The organism is Dyadobacter jejuensis, assembly GCF_003149085.1.
GTDB classification, from domain to species: domain Bacteria; phylum Bacteroidota; class Bacteroidia; order Cytophagales; family Spirosomataceae; genus Dyadobacter; species Dyadobacter jejuensis.
Window position 1 is genome coordinate 188,471 of record NZ_QGDT01000008.1, and the last position, 14,591, is coordinate 203,061.

Annotated in this window: 14 protein-coding genes; 8 read left to right on the forward strand and 6 right to left on the reverse strand. The window is 46.4% G+C overall.

Annotated elements, in window-relative coordinates; all coding sequences use genetic code 11:
- Positions 1-12: 12 nt before the first annotated feature.
- The 4 genes from CLV98_RS15650 to CLV98_RS15665 all read left to right on the forward strand — a co-directional run bounded on the left by CLV98_RS15650 (position 13) and on the right by CLV98_RS15665 (position 3,027).
- Positions 13-909: an SMP-30/gluconolactonase/LRE family protein gene (locus tag CLV98_RS15650; protein WP_229203409.1), complete on the forward strand. Its 897-nt coding sequence runs from the start codon at positions 13-15 to the stop codon at positions 907-909.
- Positions 910-1,132: 223 nt separating this feature from the next.
- Positions 1,133-1,510, forward strand: a complete 378-nt coding sequence (locus CLV98_RS15655; RefSeq protein WP_109675575.1) for a diacylglycerol kinase family protein — start codon at positions 1,133-1,135, stop codon at positions 1,508-1,510.
- 75 nt (positions 1,511-1,585) lie between these two features.
- Complete coding sequence (locus CLV98_RS15660) at positions 1,586-2,731, forward strand: hypothetical protein (RefSeq protein ID WP_109675577.1); 1,146 nt, start codon at positions 1,586-1,588, stop codon at positions 2,729-2,731.
- Positions 2,731-3,027, forward strand: coding sequence for a winged helix-turn-helix domain-containing protein (locus CLV98_RS15665; RefSeq protein WP_109675676.1), 297 nt, complete (start codon positions 2,731-2,733; stop codon positions 3,025-3,027). The genes CLV98_RS15660 and CLV98_RS15665 overlap by 1 nt, the downstream gene beginning before the upstream one ends.
- A gap of 76 nt (positions 3,028-3,103) precedes the next feature.
- On the opposite strand, the gene CLV98_RS15670 is transcribed toward CLV98_RS15665, so the two are convergent.
- Positions 3,104-3,598, reverse strand: a complete 495-nt coding sequence (locus tag CLV98_RS15670; protein WP_109675579.1) for a DUF2911 domain-containing protein — start codon at positions 3,596-3,598, stop codon at positions 3,104-3,106.
- Between the two features lie 138 nt (positions 3,599-3,736).
- Here CLV98_RS15670 and recG point away from each other — a divergent pair, with 138 nt between their 5' ends.
- Positions 3,737-5,827, forward strand: a complete 2,091-nt coding sequence (gene recG, locus CLV98_RS15675; protein ID WP_229203410.1) for an ATP-dependent DNA helicase RecG — start codon at positions 3,737-3,739, stop codon at positions 5,825-5,827.
- A gap of 6 nt (positions 5,828-5,833) precedes the next feature.
- Here the strand turns inward: recG and CLV98_RS15680 are convergent, their stop codons facing one another.
- The 4 genes from CLV98_RS15680 to CLV98_RS15695 form a co-directional block, all read right to left on the reverse strand.
- Complete coding sequence (locus tag CLV98_RS15680) at positions 5,834-7,177, reverse strand: FGGY-family carbohydrate kinase (protein WP_109675583.1); 1,344 nt, start codon at positions 7,175-7,177, stop codon at positions 5,834-5,836.
- Between the two features lie 128 nt (positions 7,178-7,305).
- Entirely contained in the window at positions 7,306-8,046 is a 741-nt protein-coding gene (locus tag CLV98_RS15685) for a GDSL-type esterase/lipase family protein (protein WP_109675585.1), read from the reverse strand.
- A 236-nt stretch (positions 8,047-8,282) separates the two neighbouring features.
- Positions 8,283-8,660 (reverse strand): GxxExxY protein, encoded by a 378-nt coding sequence (locus tag CLV98_RS15690; protein WP_109675587.1) that lies wholly within the window; start codon positions 8,658-8,660, stop codon positions 8,283-8,285.
- Between the two features lie 141 nt (positions 8,661-8,801).
- Positions 8,802-10,391, reverse strand: a complete 1,590-nt coding sequence (locus CLV98_RS15695) for a glycerol-3-phosphate dehydrogenase/oxidase (RefSeq protein WP_109675589.1) — start codon at positions 10,389-10,391, stop codon at positions 8,802-8,804.
- Positions 10,392-10,519: 128 nt separating this feature from the next.
- On the opposite strand from CLV98_RS15695, the gene CLV98_RS15700 reads away from it, so the two are divergent.
- The 3 genes from CLV98_RS15700 (at position 10,520) to CLV98_RS15710 (ending at position 13,634) form a co-directional block, all read left to right on the forward strand.
- The gene (locus CLV98_RS15700; protein WP_170120684.1) at positions 10,520-11,290 is read left to right on the forward strand and encodes a DeoR/GlpR family DNA-binding transcription regulator; all 771 of its coding nucleotides are present in this window, start codon (positions 10,520-10,522) and stop codon (positions 11,288-11,290) included.
- 241 nt (positions 11,291-11,531) lie between these two features.
- Positions 11,532-12,545, forward strand: a complete 1,014-nt coding sequence (locus CLV98_RS15705) for a 3-hydroxyacyl-CoA dehydrogenase family protein (protein WP_109675591.1) — start codon at positions 11,532-11,534, stop codon at positions 12,543-12,545.
- Positions 12,546-12,551: 6 nt separating this feature from the next.
- The gene (locus tag CLV98_RS15710; RefSeq protein ID WP_109675593.1) at positions 12,552-13,634 is read left to right on the forward strand and encodes a dipeptidase; all 1,083 of its coding nucleotides are present in this window, start codon (positions 12,552-12,554) and stop codon (positions 13,632-13,634) included.
- A gap of 83 nt (positions 13,635-13,717) precedes the next feature.
- Here the strand turns inward: CLV98_RS15710 and kduI are convergent, their stop codons facing one another.
- Complete coding sequence (kduI, locus tag CLV98_RS15715) at positions 13,718-14,548, reverse strand: 5-dehydro-4-deoxy-D-glucuronate isomerase (RefSeq protein WP_109675595.1); 831 nt, start codon at positions 14,546-14,548, stop codon at positions 13,718-13,720.
- Positions 14,549-14,591: the final 43 nt, after the last annotated feature.

The window sequence follows — 14,591 nt, forward strand, 5'->3', positions numbered from 1 at the left end:
CCCATTAACGCTATGAACCCTACTTATACCCTATCGCTGATCTGGATGTTGGCCTTAGCCGCTCCGGCCTGGGCCCAAACCAAGTCATTTTCCGCAACCGGCGAGTTCACCAACAACTGTGAAGGCCCGGCCGTGGATAGTAAAGGCAATGTGTATGCCGTAAATTTTGCCCGAGATGGCACCGTAGCTCAAATCACTAAAAAAGGGAAAACGAGTTTTTTTATGACCCTTCCGAAAGGAAGTACCGGAAATGGCATTCGTTTCATCGACCAAAATACGTTTTTGATTGCCGACTTTACCGGTCATAATGTACTAAAAGCGGACCTTCTAAGCCGGGAAATATCCGTATTGGTTCACGAGCCAGCCATGAACCAACCCAACGATTTGGCGGTCACCTCTACCGGCTATATCTACTGCTCCGACCCCAACTGGAAGGACAATAGTGGCCAAATATGGCATGTATCCCTTGACGGTACCAGCCGGCTAGAGGCCAAAGACCTGGGCACTACCAATGGTATTGAGGTGAGCCCCGATGAAAAAAAGCTGTACGTAAACGAAAGCGTACAACGCAGCATTTGGGTCTTCGATATAGAACCCGATGGATCTTTAACCAATAAACAGCTATTTTTCCGCTTTGAAGAGGGCGGTATGGACGGAATGCGCTGCGACATCGCCGGCAACCTTTACGTAGCTCGGCACGGAATGGGACAAGTGGCCGTATTGTCGCCCGATGGAAGGCTGCTTCAAACGATCCAAACCTTAGGAAAAAAAGTCTCCAATATTTGCTTTGGAGGAAAAAAAGGAAAAACCGCCTACATCACCCTGCAGGATACCGGCCACCTGGAACAATTTAAGGTGAAAATTCCGGGTAGAGAATGGGCACTTATGAAGCAGTTCCAGCAAAAATAAATAGTACAAAACCCAGCGAACTTTTTTGTAAAAGAACAATCTTCTTTAAAATCCCTAGTCCCTGTAGGGATAAAAGATTTTCTTTCTTTCCTTTGTTATGCAAAGTACTTTATTTCGAAGATTAAACAGCGGTGACCTCTTAACTTTAAGACCTACCTCATTTTTTCCATTGTATCGATCTTGTTGTATTTTGCGAGCTATTTCAGAGCCCAATTGACGCGTCATGAATCTAAGAATCGATATACCCAAAGCCCTCCGGAGCTTTAAATATGCAGCAATGGGAATTGTCAGCCTATTTGCAAATGAAAATAATGCCAAAATCCATTTGTTGGCAGCCCTATCGGTCATGGCAGTAGGATATTACCTGCGCCTGACTGCGCATGAATGGATATTGGTACTCCTGGCTATTGGCCTGGTGTGGATGGCAGAGGCCTTTAATACCGCTTTGGAAAAGTTGGCCGATGTGGTATCCCCAGAGATCCACCCGGGGATTAAACAAGTAAAGGACCTTGCCGCCGCTGGGGTACTCATTATGGCCATAGTGGCCTTCCTTACCGGCCTGATCATCTTCATTCCTAAATTCGCCGCTTTACTGGTATAGGGATATGAATGGTCAAAAATAATTGGGGCGATAATTTTGTAACCGATTATATTTACAGTCTATTAATTACACTACATGGAACCAGAACAGGAATCGTTACATACCCTACATGAAATTAGGGAACTGATGGAGAAATCGTCCAAATTTCTCTCGCTAAGTGGCCTAAGTGGTGTATTTGCGGGTATTTTTGCCTTATTAGGGGCCACCATCGCTTACATTCATTTTAAAACTGACTGGCTTACGGAGATTCTAAAACCCACGGGACTGGCCCATAAGACTGGTCGGCAGGAAATCATCTTATTCCTTTTTCTGGACGGACTCCTAGTCCTATCTTTATCCCTTGTGTGTGGTATTCTGTTAACGGTACGAAAGGCCCAAAAAAGAGGTTTAAAAGTCTGGAATGGGAGTTCGAGACGATTGTTAAGGGCCATGATTGTCCCTTTGGCCGCCGGTGGTATCTTTTGCATCGCCATGCTCCATTACGGTCTTATATGGCTGGTTTTCCCTACTACCCTGATATTTTATGGACTCGCCTTGGTAACAGCCGCTCGCTTTACCTATCCGGAAGTGCGCTACCTAGGGATCTGCGAAATCCTGATTGGCTGCCTGGCCCTATTCATGACAAATTATGCCGTGTTACTCTGGTCGGTAGGCTTCGGCCTACTACATATATTATATGGCCTAGTGATGCATAAGAAGTATGACCTAAAATCGCCCGAACCTCGGAGTGGTATAGGCACAAGTTTGTTGCTAGGGATGGTACTCTGTAGCAGCATAGCTACGGCTCAGAGTGTAACACCCCATACAGGTGAAAGAAACCCCATCCGCTGGTACGACCAGGAAAGCATTTATATGCAAGGGCAGAATAGCTACGTCAAACAAAATAAGCTATATACGGGCAATAAGGCGCTGATGAAAGAGTTTTCCATATCGCCCAACGGTCTGAATATGTATTTTAGATCTCGAAGAAATCGTAATATTGGCCTGGCTATATCCCTAGCAGGGTCAGTAGGAACAATTGTCTCTTTATTCAGTAACGATCGGGACAGTTGGAAAAAATTTATATGGGTATCATTAGGCACAGGGGTGGCCGCTACTATGCTCAATGCTAGAGCCAATAACCAACGCGACCAGGCCGTGTGGATACGCAACCGCGACGCACTTATTATGATGGAAGCCCAACAAAGCCAATATGAGGCTACCCAAAAGGACCCCCAATGATGGAATGGTTAGAGAAATTCAATAAGGTATTCGAAAGTAAGATCCGGCTGGGCCTGATGTCTGTGTTGGTAGTGAATGAATCCATGAGCTTTATAGAACTCAAGGAGCTGCTACAACTTACAGATGGCAACTTAGCCTCACATTTACGTGCCTTGGAAGACATAAGCTATATATCCGTTCAGAAACAATTTATGGGAAGAAAGCCTTTAACGACCTATTCCGCTACCGAAATCGGCCACGAAGCATTTACTGAACATTTGTTGGTGCTCGAAAAAATGATTCGTCAGAATATGTAAACAAAAAAAGCAAAGCCAGACTAAAATACAAGTTAGCCTAGCTTTGCAATATTACTATTTCTGGAATAGTCCTCGATTAAAATTTAAGAGGAACTGAGAACCCGTCGCCTCCCCATTGGAAATCTAGGCTTTTGTCTTTCACCGTAAAGGTTAACTTCTCCTGTGATGTCGAATATTTTTTGGCAGGAACGTTTACAGAGAGTACATCTTTCGATTTGTTTTTCTCATACTCAAAGGCTCCCGACTGGCCCAAAACACTATTTAAGATTACGGTCCATTCTTTTTCACCAGGAATGGTAAAAAGGGAATAGGTACCGGCCTTTACCGCTTTCCCAGCAAACTTACCGTCTTTCTTAAAGGTAATTTCGGTAGACTTGTTAGCACCTGTACGCCATACTTTGCCATACTTTTCGAGTCCTTCCGCTCCAAATAATACCCGGCCATTCTGAGAGGGTTGACCATAGGCCACACTTACGTTTTTACCATCGGCTGTTACTCTTGGACTTTTCTGTGCAGTAGCGAAGGTAAAGGCTACGACGGTCATCAATAAAGCTAATAATGAAGTCTTCATAAAAAATTCTTAAATTGGTTTGGGTGAATATTGGTTTACGCTTGTAACGTTAATCATACCCTTAAAGTTGTAATAAAAGAGTATTGATTCAAAATTTGTAATTTTGAGCCTAAACCAAGCCCATTAAATCATAAACAATTGAATTTTTTTGACACCAAAATTGAATTTCTAAAAGGGGTAGGCCCACAAAGAGCAGCCCTTCTCAACCAGGAGTTGAGCTTGTTCACTTTTGGAGATTTATTACAACATTACCCCTTTCGCCATGAAGACCGTACAAGTTTTCAACAAATACGCGACATAAACGAAAGGCTCCCTAATGTGCATATCAAAGGAAGGCTACGAGAATGGCATATCGTTGGGGAGGGCAGCAAAAAAAGGCTCGTGGCGACTTTCTCCGACCTCACAGGTACCATGGACTTGGTATGGTTTCAAGGGGTTAGCTATTTCGAAAAATACCTCCGCCCAAATGGCGAATATATCGTTTATGGCAAACCTGTACAGTTTGGAGGACGCTGGAGTATCACCCACCCAGAACTGGACCTACTGACTCCCGAGAACTCGGAAGGAGGGTATTGGCAGCCTATATATCCGCTTACAGAGAAGCTCCGCCGAAAAAACCTCGACAGCAAGGTACTTGGAAAAATGATTCAGGTGTTGCTTGAAATGGCTTGGCCCCATATCCGGGAGACTTTGCCCGATTATATCATCCAAAAATATAAACTCGTTAGCAAGCGTGATGCCTTATGGCAGTTTCACCTACCACAAAGTGCCGCTTGGCTACACCAAGCCCAACGCCGCCTGAAGTTTGAAGAACTGTTCTACAACCAGTTTAGGCTTATAAAAAACAAGCTACTCCATAAGACGGAGTATCCAGGAATGATATTTGACCGAAGTGCCATCGTTCAGGACTTCTATAACCACCATATCCCTTTCCAACTTACCGGTGCCCAAAAACGTGTTCTTCACGAAATACATGGCGACCTGCTCACGGGCCGTCAAATGAACCGACTGCTTCAAGGAGATGTGGGCTCAGGAAAGACGATTGTGGCTTTTATCACGATGCTATTCGCCCTGGACAACCAGGCTCAGTCGTGCCTGATGGCCCCAACAGAAATCTTGGCTGAACAACACTTCCAAGGCCTTCGCAAATTTGCCGATTTAATGGGAATTACCATTGGCAAATTGACGGGGTCGACGCGCAAAAAGGAAAGGATGCGTATTCATGAACAACTGCTCAGTGGCGAAATGCAGATTATCGTGGGGACTCATGCGCTTATTGAAGATATCGTCCAATTCAAAAATCTGGGACTGTGTATTATCGATGAACAACATCGGTTTGGCGTGGCCCAAAGGGCAAAACTATGGGCAAAAAATGATCGGATCAACCCCCATATGCTCGTTATGACGGCTACACCCATTCCGCGAACTCTGGCCATGACCCTTTACGGCGACTTGGACATATCGGCCATCGACGAACTGCCAGCAGGCCGAAAACCCATTAAAACAGTACACCGATACGACGCCAACCGGAGCGCCGTCTTTGGATTCGTTAAGGAAGAACTCCATAAAGGTCGACAGGTATACATGGTCTACCCGCTTATAGAAGAGTCGGAAAAGCTCGATCTTAAGGACTTGATGGATGGCTATGAAAGTGTGTCAAGGTCCTTCCCCGAGGTGCCACTGAGCATTCTGCATGGTAAGATGAAGGCCAAAGACAAGGACTTCGAAATGCAACGCTTTGTCAAAAACGAAACAAAAATCATGGTGGCTACTACGGTCATTGAGGTAGGCGTAAATGTCCCTAATGCCTCGGTGATGGTCATAGAAAATGCCGAAAGATTTGGACTCTCTCAACTACACCAGCTGAGAGGGAGGGTGGGAAGAGGCGCCGACCAGTCCTACTGTATCCTTATGACTAGCTATAAAATTAGTGCGGATACCCGGCTGCGCATCGAAACGATGTGCAGAACCAATGATGGTTTTGAAATATCGGAAGTAGACTTACAGCTGCGTGGACCTGGGGATTTGTCGGGAACTCAGCAAAGTGGGATCACCGACTTGTTGGTGGCTAACTTGGCTCAAGATGGAGCCATCCTAAAGGAAGCAAGAATGACCGCTCAACAGATCCTAGAGGCAGACCAACACCTACTCCAGCCCGAACATAACCCCATAAAGGTGCATCTAGAGAACCTTCGTAAGGAAGAAACAAACTGGAGTAGAATTAGCTAGTACTGCTTATGCGGTGATAATTTTAATGGCATCTTTAAACTCAAAGGAATCGGGCCGGGTTACGTGAACAGCGGCCCCCAATGAAGTGGCATAGGGCAGCTCCGAAGCATACACCTCATGGTTTGGAAACGTCCTGGCCACTAGCTTGCCGAAGATCTTATTCTTGGCAAAGCCTCCATCAATAAAAATGGAATCTACGTCTTCGACTGCAATGAGATCGAGTGATTTTTTCAACAACTTCACTAGCCCAACAATCAAATGATGATAGGCAGCCTCTGCAGAGGCAAATGCACTAATCTGCCAGTCCTGCGGACTTGGAGCGGGCTCAGGCCCATTCCCCTCCATACAGGCAGGAAAGAATGGCGGGGTGTCGAGTTTTAATAGACCTTCATCCAACTGCACTGACTTGTAAAAATCGGCCGGAACCCTGAAATATTCAGCGATCCGCTGCACCTGAAAGTCATGCTCCCGACCCATAAAAAGCCTGGAAGCGGTCACTCCACTGCCTTCCGGCGTCAGGAAGTTAAGACAGTCGCGCTCTAGCTGATTAAATGTAAGCGGCTTGGAGGAAAAGGAATTAAAGGAAATACACCATGTACCGGTAGAAAGCAAAACAAAGGGCTTCTTCATAGCCATACGATACGGCACCAAAGCGGCAGAACTGTCGTGCATTCCAAATCCCGACTGGATGCCCTTCTCCTCATGACGGTAGATAAAGGAAGATGAGGCCAATAAAGGCGCTAATTTCTTATGAACCCCCTCTGCCTTAACCCATTCGTGATAATCCCACATCTCGAAACTCCATAAGCCCGTATGACAGCCCATAGAGGTGTAGTCGCTTACTTTTCTGTTGGTAAGTAAGTACAAGATGTATTGAGGCAAATGTAAGGTGGTAACAATATTTTTGTAAATTTCAGGCTTGGTATACTTGATCCAGTATAGCTGCATCCCCGAATTTAACATGCCCATAGCCGGTGAGCCGGTTTGTAGCGCAATACGCGTGGGATCGCCATGCGCACTGTAAAATTGATTTAACAACGCTGGTGGGTAGGGCTTCAAATAGGAATATAAAGGGGTAATAACTTGATTATTTTCATCTAAGTGTACCAGACTTGCCCCATAGGCCGCTACATTGACCGCCTTGACGTCGTATTTGGGATTGGCCAAAAGTAAGGCCCAATGATCCTTTACCCATTGCGTCAAGAGCTGAATGTCTTCTGTAGGAAAGCCATCTTCGTCGATGGTCTCAGGCAGGTGCTCAGAATACTCCTCTACTATGTCGTAGTTCTCGTCGAAAAGAACATACTTTTTATTGGTCCGGCCAATATCAAATACTGCTGTTACTTTCATTATATGTCTTCGCTATTCTCCTGATAACTCAAAAACTTATTTTGCTGTTAATATAGTGACTTTACTTTGGAACAATCACCCTTATCCCTATTTTTAATTGCATTCATGAATTTGAAAGCATCTTTTCACTATTGGGCATCAAACGGAGCCTTCTCCAATATAGGCCTTAACACCTTCACCCACCGATCATAGCCTTCTTGATTCATATGTAAACTATCCGACACAAATATTGCGCCATCGGGCCGCCCGTCTTTTAACATCACGTCCCAAATATCGATGTATTCGTGCCCCTTGTCCTTGGCAATAAAATCCTTGATTAAACGATTAGCCTCTAAACTCTCCTCTTTCTTGCTCCACCTAGAGGGCGATGGCTTTAAAGAAATGCCATAAATTTTGGCCCCTGGAAGGTTCTCGTGAATCATTTTCGTCAACTTGACATATTCATCCCTTACTTGCACAGGCGTTTTGGCCTTGGCACCAAACATATCGTTTTCACAATAAATTACTACGGTCTTGGGCTGATACTTGAATATGGTCCGGTCGGCATAATGTATCACTTCAGGAATTGTAGAGCCCCCAAACCCCCGATTGATGATTGGCAATGGGGCTAAATCTTGATCAACTTTGGTCCATTTGGTAAAAGACGAACTCCCCGTAAAAACAATCCCTCCTTTCGGAGGCATCCGCACAGCATCGCGCTTTTCATAGGAAAGTATGGTCTTTTCGAACCGATCTAAATCATAGTCGGGCGTCCAGTCGGCAGCTAAACTGGTGTAACTTGGCTTGTGACAAGAACCTAAAAAGGTTGCTAGCAATAAAAAAACAGTAATTCGAGTAAATTTACTCCCCTTGATAATATTGTAATACATGGTATAAAAATGGTCGTGCGATACTTATAGGAAGAGACAAGTACTACTTTTATAATCTATTTTTCTTCAATTTTATTAAAATATTTAGCTTACGGAAGGGCAACAAGAGAGAAAGTACCCTGAAAAAGTGAAGATTCGTGAAGATTTGTGGATTCGTGGCTGGAAGATGATGCCGGGATTTGCTTGAAGAGTTTAGCACTTTGGAGTAGTGAAAATTAGCGTTAAGGTTCCTACAATCAATATATCAATCTTTTGTACTCCAGCTTCCCCCTTCCAAAATTGATTAATAACGCCAGCCTATTCCCTGAAACTTTCAGATAATTAATCGTCTTGGCTATATGTTCATCCGTGATTTCAGTATTACATTTCACTTCCAAAATAATTTTGTTGTAGACTACAAAATCGACATAGAATAAATGTTTTAAAAGTTTGCCCCTAAAATAGACTTGATACTCCTTACCTCGCTCATATGGAACGGCGTCTTCTGTAAAGACAATCTCCAAGGCATCTTTGTACACGACCTCGAGAAAGCCATGACCCAGGGCGTTATACACCTCCATGCACTTGCCAATAATTAGATAGGATTCCTCCTTATACAAGATATCAACCGCCATAGCCACTGATCCAATAACCACAAAATACTGATGGACAAACTTTTACATTAATTTACTTAAATAAATCCATATAACAACAAAAGTGCATCCGAAGCTACAATTCCAGCCACGAACACACCAATTCACACGAATCCCCCCTCTTTAATTCAAGCTATATCCCAGGGCCAAAGCCTTAAAGCCCTCCAATTCTCGTTGTATCCAGTCGGCATCCTTCCCCAGTTCTTCGGCCATCAGCTGGGCTACAGCCGGTGCCGCCTTCAAGGCCGCTTTCGAGTCCAGCAATAGCAACCTAAAGCGGCGTGCCAATACATCCTCCACCTTCCGGGCATATTCATGCCGCACAGCCCATATCACCTGGGCTTTGGTAAAAGGGTGGCCCGCCACGAGAGGTTCCGACCAAGCCGGATTTTCGACACCTAGGGCCTCGACATAAGGCAAGTCTGAGCCATAGAAATGGAGGGGATGATTGATATCAGGCTGGTTAGTATGGCCATGGACGTTCAAATTTTCTGTCACACATTTCTTATAAGGCAGGTGTCCATTATCGATCGCCTTCTGGACCGTATCCTGAGCCATGCGTCGGAAGGTCGTCCATTTCCCCCCTGTAATAGTGATCAGTCCCGACTCAGAGACAATGATCTTATGGCTCCGAGAGATTTCCTTTGTTTTGCCGCCATCGGCTTTGGGGGCTGCCAGAGGGCGTAATCCGGCAAACACCGAGCGGACATCGGAGCGAAGAGGCTTCCTCACCATATAGGCGGCAGCCGTATTCAAAATAAAGTCAATATCTTCCTCTACGGCCTGAGGTTCCAATTCTGCTTTGTCGTAGAGCGTATCGGTAGTCCCGACGATCAGCGTATCGTGCCACGGTACGGCAAACAGCACCCGGCCATCGGAGGTTTCGGGGATCATCAGGGCATGTGCGCCAGGCAGAAACGACCGATCCAAGGTAATATGCACCCCTTTGCTAGGGCGAATCATATTGGGAGCATCCGTACGATCCATCTGCAAGACAGAATCCACGTATACCCCCGTCGCATTAATAATCGTCTTACCAATGGCACTATAGGCCACCCCAGTTTCGACATCTTTCATTTCGACACCAACCACCTTTTTATTATTACCTTTTATAAAACCAGTCACCTGAATGTAGTTCAGCACGCAGCCCCCCTGTTCTATCGCCGTTTGTGCCACATTCAATGCCAGCCTAGAGTCATCGAACTGACCATCCTGATAAGTTACACCTCCCTTAAGGCCTTCTTCTTTTATATTGGGCAAAGCCTCTAAAGTCTTCCGTTTACTGATGTATTTAGAAGCCCCTAGGCTCAGCTTCCCCGCCAACAAGTCATAGAACTTAAGACCTATAGTATATTTAATATTATCGAACCAGCGGTAATTAGGAATTACGAAAGTCTCATTTTTGGTTAAATGAGGCGCATTTTTCAATAGCAATCCACGTTCATAGCAAGCCTCACGTACCAGTCCCAAATCCCCTTGGGCCATATAGCGCACCCCTCCATGCACCAGCTTAGTAGCCTTACTAGAGGTTCCTTTGGCAAAGTCGGCCTGTTCCACCAGCAGCGTTTTATATTGTCTACTAGCGGCATCCATGGCTATTCCAAGGCCAGTAGCTCCTCCTCCAATCACAATCACATCCCATTCTTGCAAGGTCGTCAATCGTCGCAACAACCTCTCCCTTGACTCCACTCCTACTGCTTCAATATCTTTCATATAATTTCATTTATACCTACAAATGTAGTTTCTTTTTGTTTCGTTTGCAAGGAAATGAAACATTTTACCTATCATATATTGCTTCAGGTTTCGTTTTGCCTTATTTTTGTCAAAAAACAACTTCCCTCATGCACATCGAAACCATGGCCCAGCGCCATTCCTATATACTCAATCGACTTCAACACGACCAAAATATCCGAGTGGCCGATCTCTGCGCCGAACTTAATGTTTCGGCTGTTACCATCCGAAAAGACCTAAAACTCCTCAGTGACAAGAAATTACTTTACCGTTCACACGGCAGCATCAGCCTACAAAATCCCTATGCCACCGACCGCGACGTAACAGAGAAAGGAAGCATACTTACCGACCAAAAGACAAGGATCGGCAAACAGGCCGCTACCCTGCTCGAACCCGGCGAAGCCGTTATCATCGCCTCAGGGTCCACCGTATTGCAATTAGCCCTGGCGATCCCCCAGGACATGCCCCTTACCGTACTCACCTCAGCCATGAATATCTCTATGGCGCTGATCGATAAACCCAATATCGAAATCGTACAACTGGGTGGAATCGTCCGAAAATCCTCCATGTCGGCCATAGGGCCCTATGCCGAAGACCTGCTGGCACATTTTAGCTGCACCAAGCTCTTTATGGGCGTAGATGGCCTGGATATCGATCAAGGCTGTACCACCACCAACATGCTGGAAGCCCAACTCAACAAAGCCATGATCCACACGGCCCAGGAGGTTATCGTCTTGGCCGATTCATCAAAATTTGGTAAAAGAAGTTTTGGAAAGATCTGCCCCCTTGCCGACCTACATCATATTATCACCGATACAGGCGTAAACAAAAACACCCTGGAACTATTAGAAAATCTAGGCATCGAAGTAACTTGCGTATAAGGCAGGTCGTGCCAGTTACCTGTTACATTCTTATCATACCCTGTCCGCTATATCTGAAATCTGCAAGTAAAACGAGGGATAAAAATCCTTTCCGTAGATAGGTATATCTTCGACTACTCCTCAGTAAACCAATAGGAGAGTAATGGATACACGAAAAGGAACACCTTCTTGTCAAGAAGTGGAGTTCTTCTTATCCAACCAGATGTACTGTGGAGATTTTTTGACCTAAACCCCAAATTGTATGCATAAGCAAAACGACCCCTCGACCATCTATGTGGGCGTAGTGGGCCTTGGACTCATGGGCACCAGCATCGCCACCTGTCTATTGATGGCAGGCCACCCGGTGGTGGGCATCGCTCCTACCCCCGCCGACCTCGAAACCGCCCGGGACCGAATCCATGCCCATCTCACCAAATCGCACCAGATGGGGCTCATCACCGAAACCGCCGATCACTACCTTTCCAAATTAGTCATTACCGAGCAATACAACCTGTTACAACCATGCCTCCTAGTTGTTGAAAGCACCCTAGAAAACCTAGCCATCAAACAGTCGGTATTCGACAAGATCGAGGCCATTGTCGACGACCAAGCCATCATCACCAGCAATACCTCGGCCATTCCCATTACCGAGCTACAAAAAGATCGGCACATCCCAGCTCGATTCCTCGGACTTCATTGGAAAGAGCCCTCCCATACCAGTCGCTTCCTCGAAATAATATGCGGCGACCATAGTGATATCCAATATGCCGAGTGGCTTTATGAACTGTCCTATCACTGGAGCAAGGAACCCACCCTGGTACGTAAGGATATTCGGGGCTTTATCACCAACCGACTCATGTATGCCATGTTTCGAGAAGCCTTTCATCTAGTAGAAAATGGCTATGCCACCGTCGAAGATGTGGACAGGGCCTGTCGTAACAACCCTGGGTATTGGATGACCCTAGCGGGTGTCTTTCGCTGGATGGACCTCACCGGTGTGCCCGCCTACCAGGCCGTCATGGAAGAGCTCCTTCCTTCCCTGAGCAACCAGCAAGATGTCCCCAAGCTCATGCGTCAAGTGGTCGACAATGGAGGAAAAGGTGTCGTCAACCAAAAAGGATTTTATGAATACACCGAAGAAGAAGCACGATTATGGCGGGAGACCTTCGAAGAGTTCGATTACGACATCCGCCAACTAGCCCTCAAATACCCCGGAAATGTGGTGGAAGAAAAAATAAAAGCGGCAAAAACCGCTAGTAATAATCCAAAAAAATAAACCCCTATGTCTCGTAAACTAATTATAGACGCCCATCTCGACTTATCGATGAACGCCATAGAATGGAACCGAAACTTACGGGAACCAGTACAGGCCATCCGCATGTCCGAATCTGGCATGACCGACAAGCTCGATCGTGGGCTAGGAACCGTTGCCCTGCCCGAACTCCGCCAAGGAGGAATTGGCCTCGTGGTAGCCACGCAGATTGCCCGCTATGTGGGCCCTGGCAACAACTTACCCGGCTGGAACTCCCCCGAAATTGCCTGGGGGATCACCCAAGCTCAGCTGGGCTGGTATCGGGCCATGGAAGAACAAGGCGAAATGAAACAAATATCCAACCGACAAGCCTTAGACGAACATATAGCACGATGGCTGGACGACTCAACGGAAAGCACACAAAAACCAATTGGCTACATCCTTAGTCTCGAAGGTGCCGATTCGTTAGTAAACCTCTCCTATCTCGAAAAAGCCTATGCCTATGGACTTCGTGCCCTAGGACCCGCCCATTATGGGCCTGGTCGCTATGCCCCCGGAACGGGAATGGCTGGCCCCCTTACCCCAGCAGGCCTAGACCTACTCAGCGAAATGGATAACCTCAACATGATACTGGACGTTACCCACCTTACCGACGAAGGTTTCTCCCAGGCACTTTCACGCTATAAGGGCCCGGTTTGGGCTAGCCATCATAACTGTCGGGCGCTGGTTCATCATCAGCGTCAATTGACCGACGACCAGATCAAACAACTAATCGAAAGAGATTCTGTGATCGGCGGGGTCCTCGACACCTGGATGCTGGCCAACGATTGGCAGCGAGGAAAGGACGACCCAAAAACCCGTGGTGTAAACCTAGAAAAGCTTATCGACCACTACGACCATATTTGTCAGATGGCCGGCAACACCGACCACATCGCCATAGGAAGCGACCTAGACGGTGGCTATGGCAAAGAACAATCGCCCTATGACTTGGACACCATTGCCGACCTCCAAAACTTGGAAGGCCTGCTTCGCAAAAGAGGGTATGCCGACGAGGACCTGGACAAGATATTCTATTCCAACTGGCTCAACTTCATTCGTAAGGCCTGGTCCTAAAGCCTTTCTAAAAGCAGACCTATAGATCTCAAATTGCAGAGGGAGCCAGCCCGACAGTCAGGCTGGCTCCCTCTGTAATACCATTACCTTAGATCTGGTATCGCCACCATGTCCATATCGGTATAGTCCTTATTTTCACCCGCCATCCCCCAAATAAAGGAATAATTGGACGTACCACAACCCGAATGAATAGACCAAGGCGGAGAAATAACAGCCTGACGATTTTCAACCCATATATGCCGCGTTTCTGAAGGCTCGCCCATCAGGTGCATCACCCGTTGGCCTTCAGCTACATCAAAATAACAATAGGCCTCCATACGTCGGTCGTGCACATGTGCCGGCATCGTATTCCATACGCTACCCGGACTTAGCACCGTTAGCCCCATCACCAGCTGGCAACTCTGCAGCCCTTCCTGATGAATATATTTATAGATCGTTCTCAAATTTGAGGTCTCCTGGCTTCCTACCGTTGCTGGGGCAGCGTCTTCCTTACTGTAATGCCTGGTAGGATAGCTGGCATGGGCCGGAGCCGATAGCAGGTAGTATACGGCAGGGTCTTCTGAGTTGACACTCTCGAACACCACCTCTTTACTCCCACGCCCCACATAGACGCAGCCTAGCTTTTGAATATCCATGCGCTGTCCATCCACAACCACGCTTCCATTTCCTCCAATATTAATAATCCCCAGTTCCCGACGTTCTAGAAAATACGTGGCCTTCAGGCCTTCAAACGATTGTAGGGCAATCGAATTCCCTAATGGAATCGCCCCACCAATCATGACACGGTCATAATGCGAATAAACCCAATTTATTTCGCCCTCCTTGAAAATTTCTCCCACCAAAAACTGCTCCCTTAGCATGGCTGTACTCATAGTGGCTACCTCCCTTGGACTACTCTCAAATCTTACTTTCATATTCTATTCCTGTTTTTTGAAATTTTAGAACCATACTATTTGC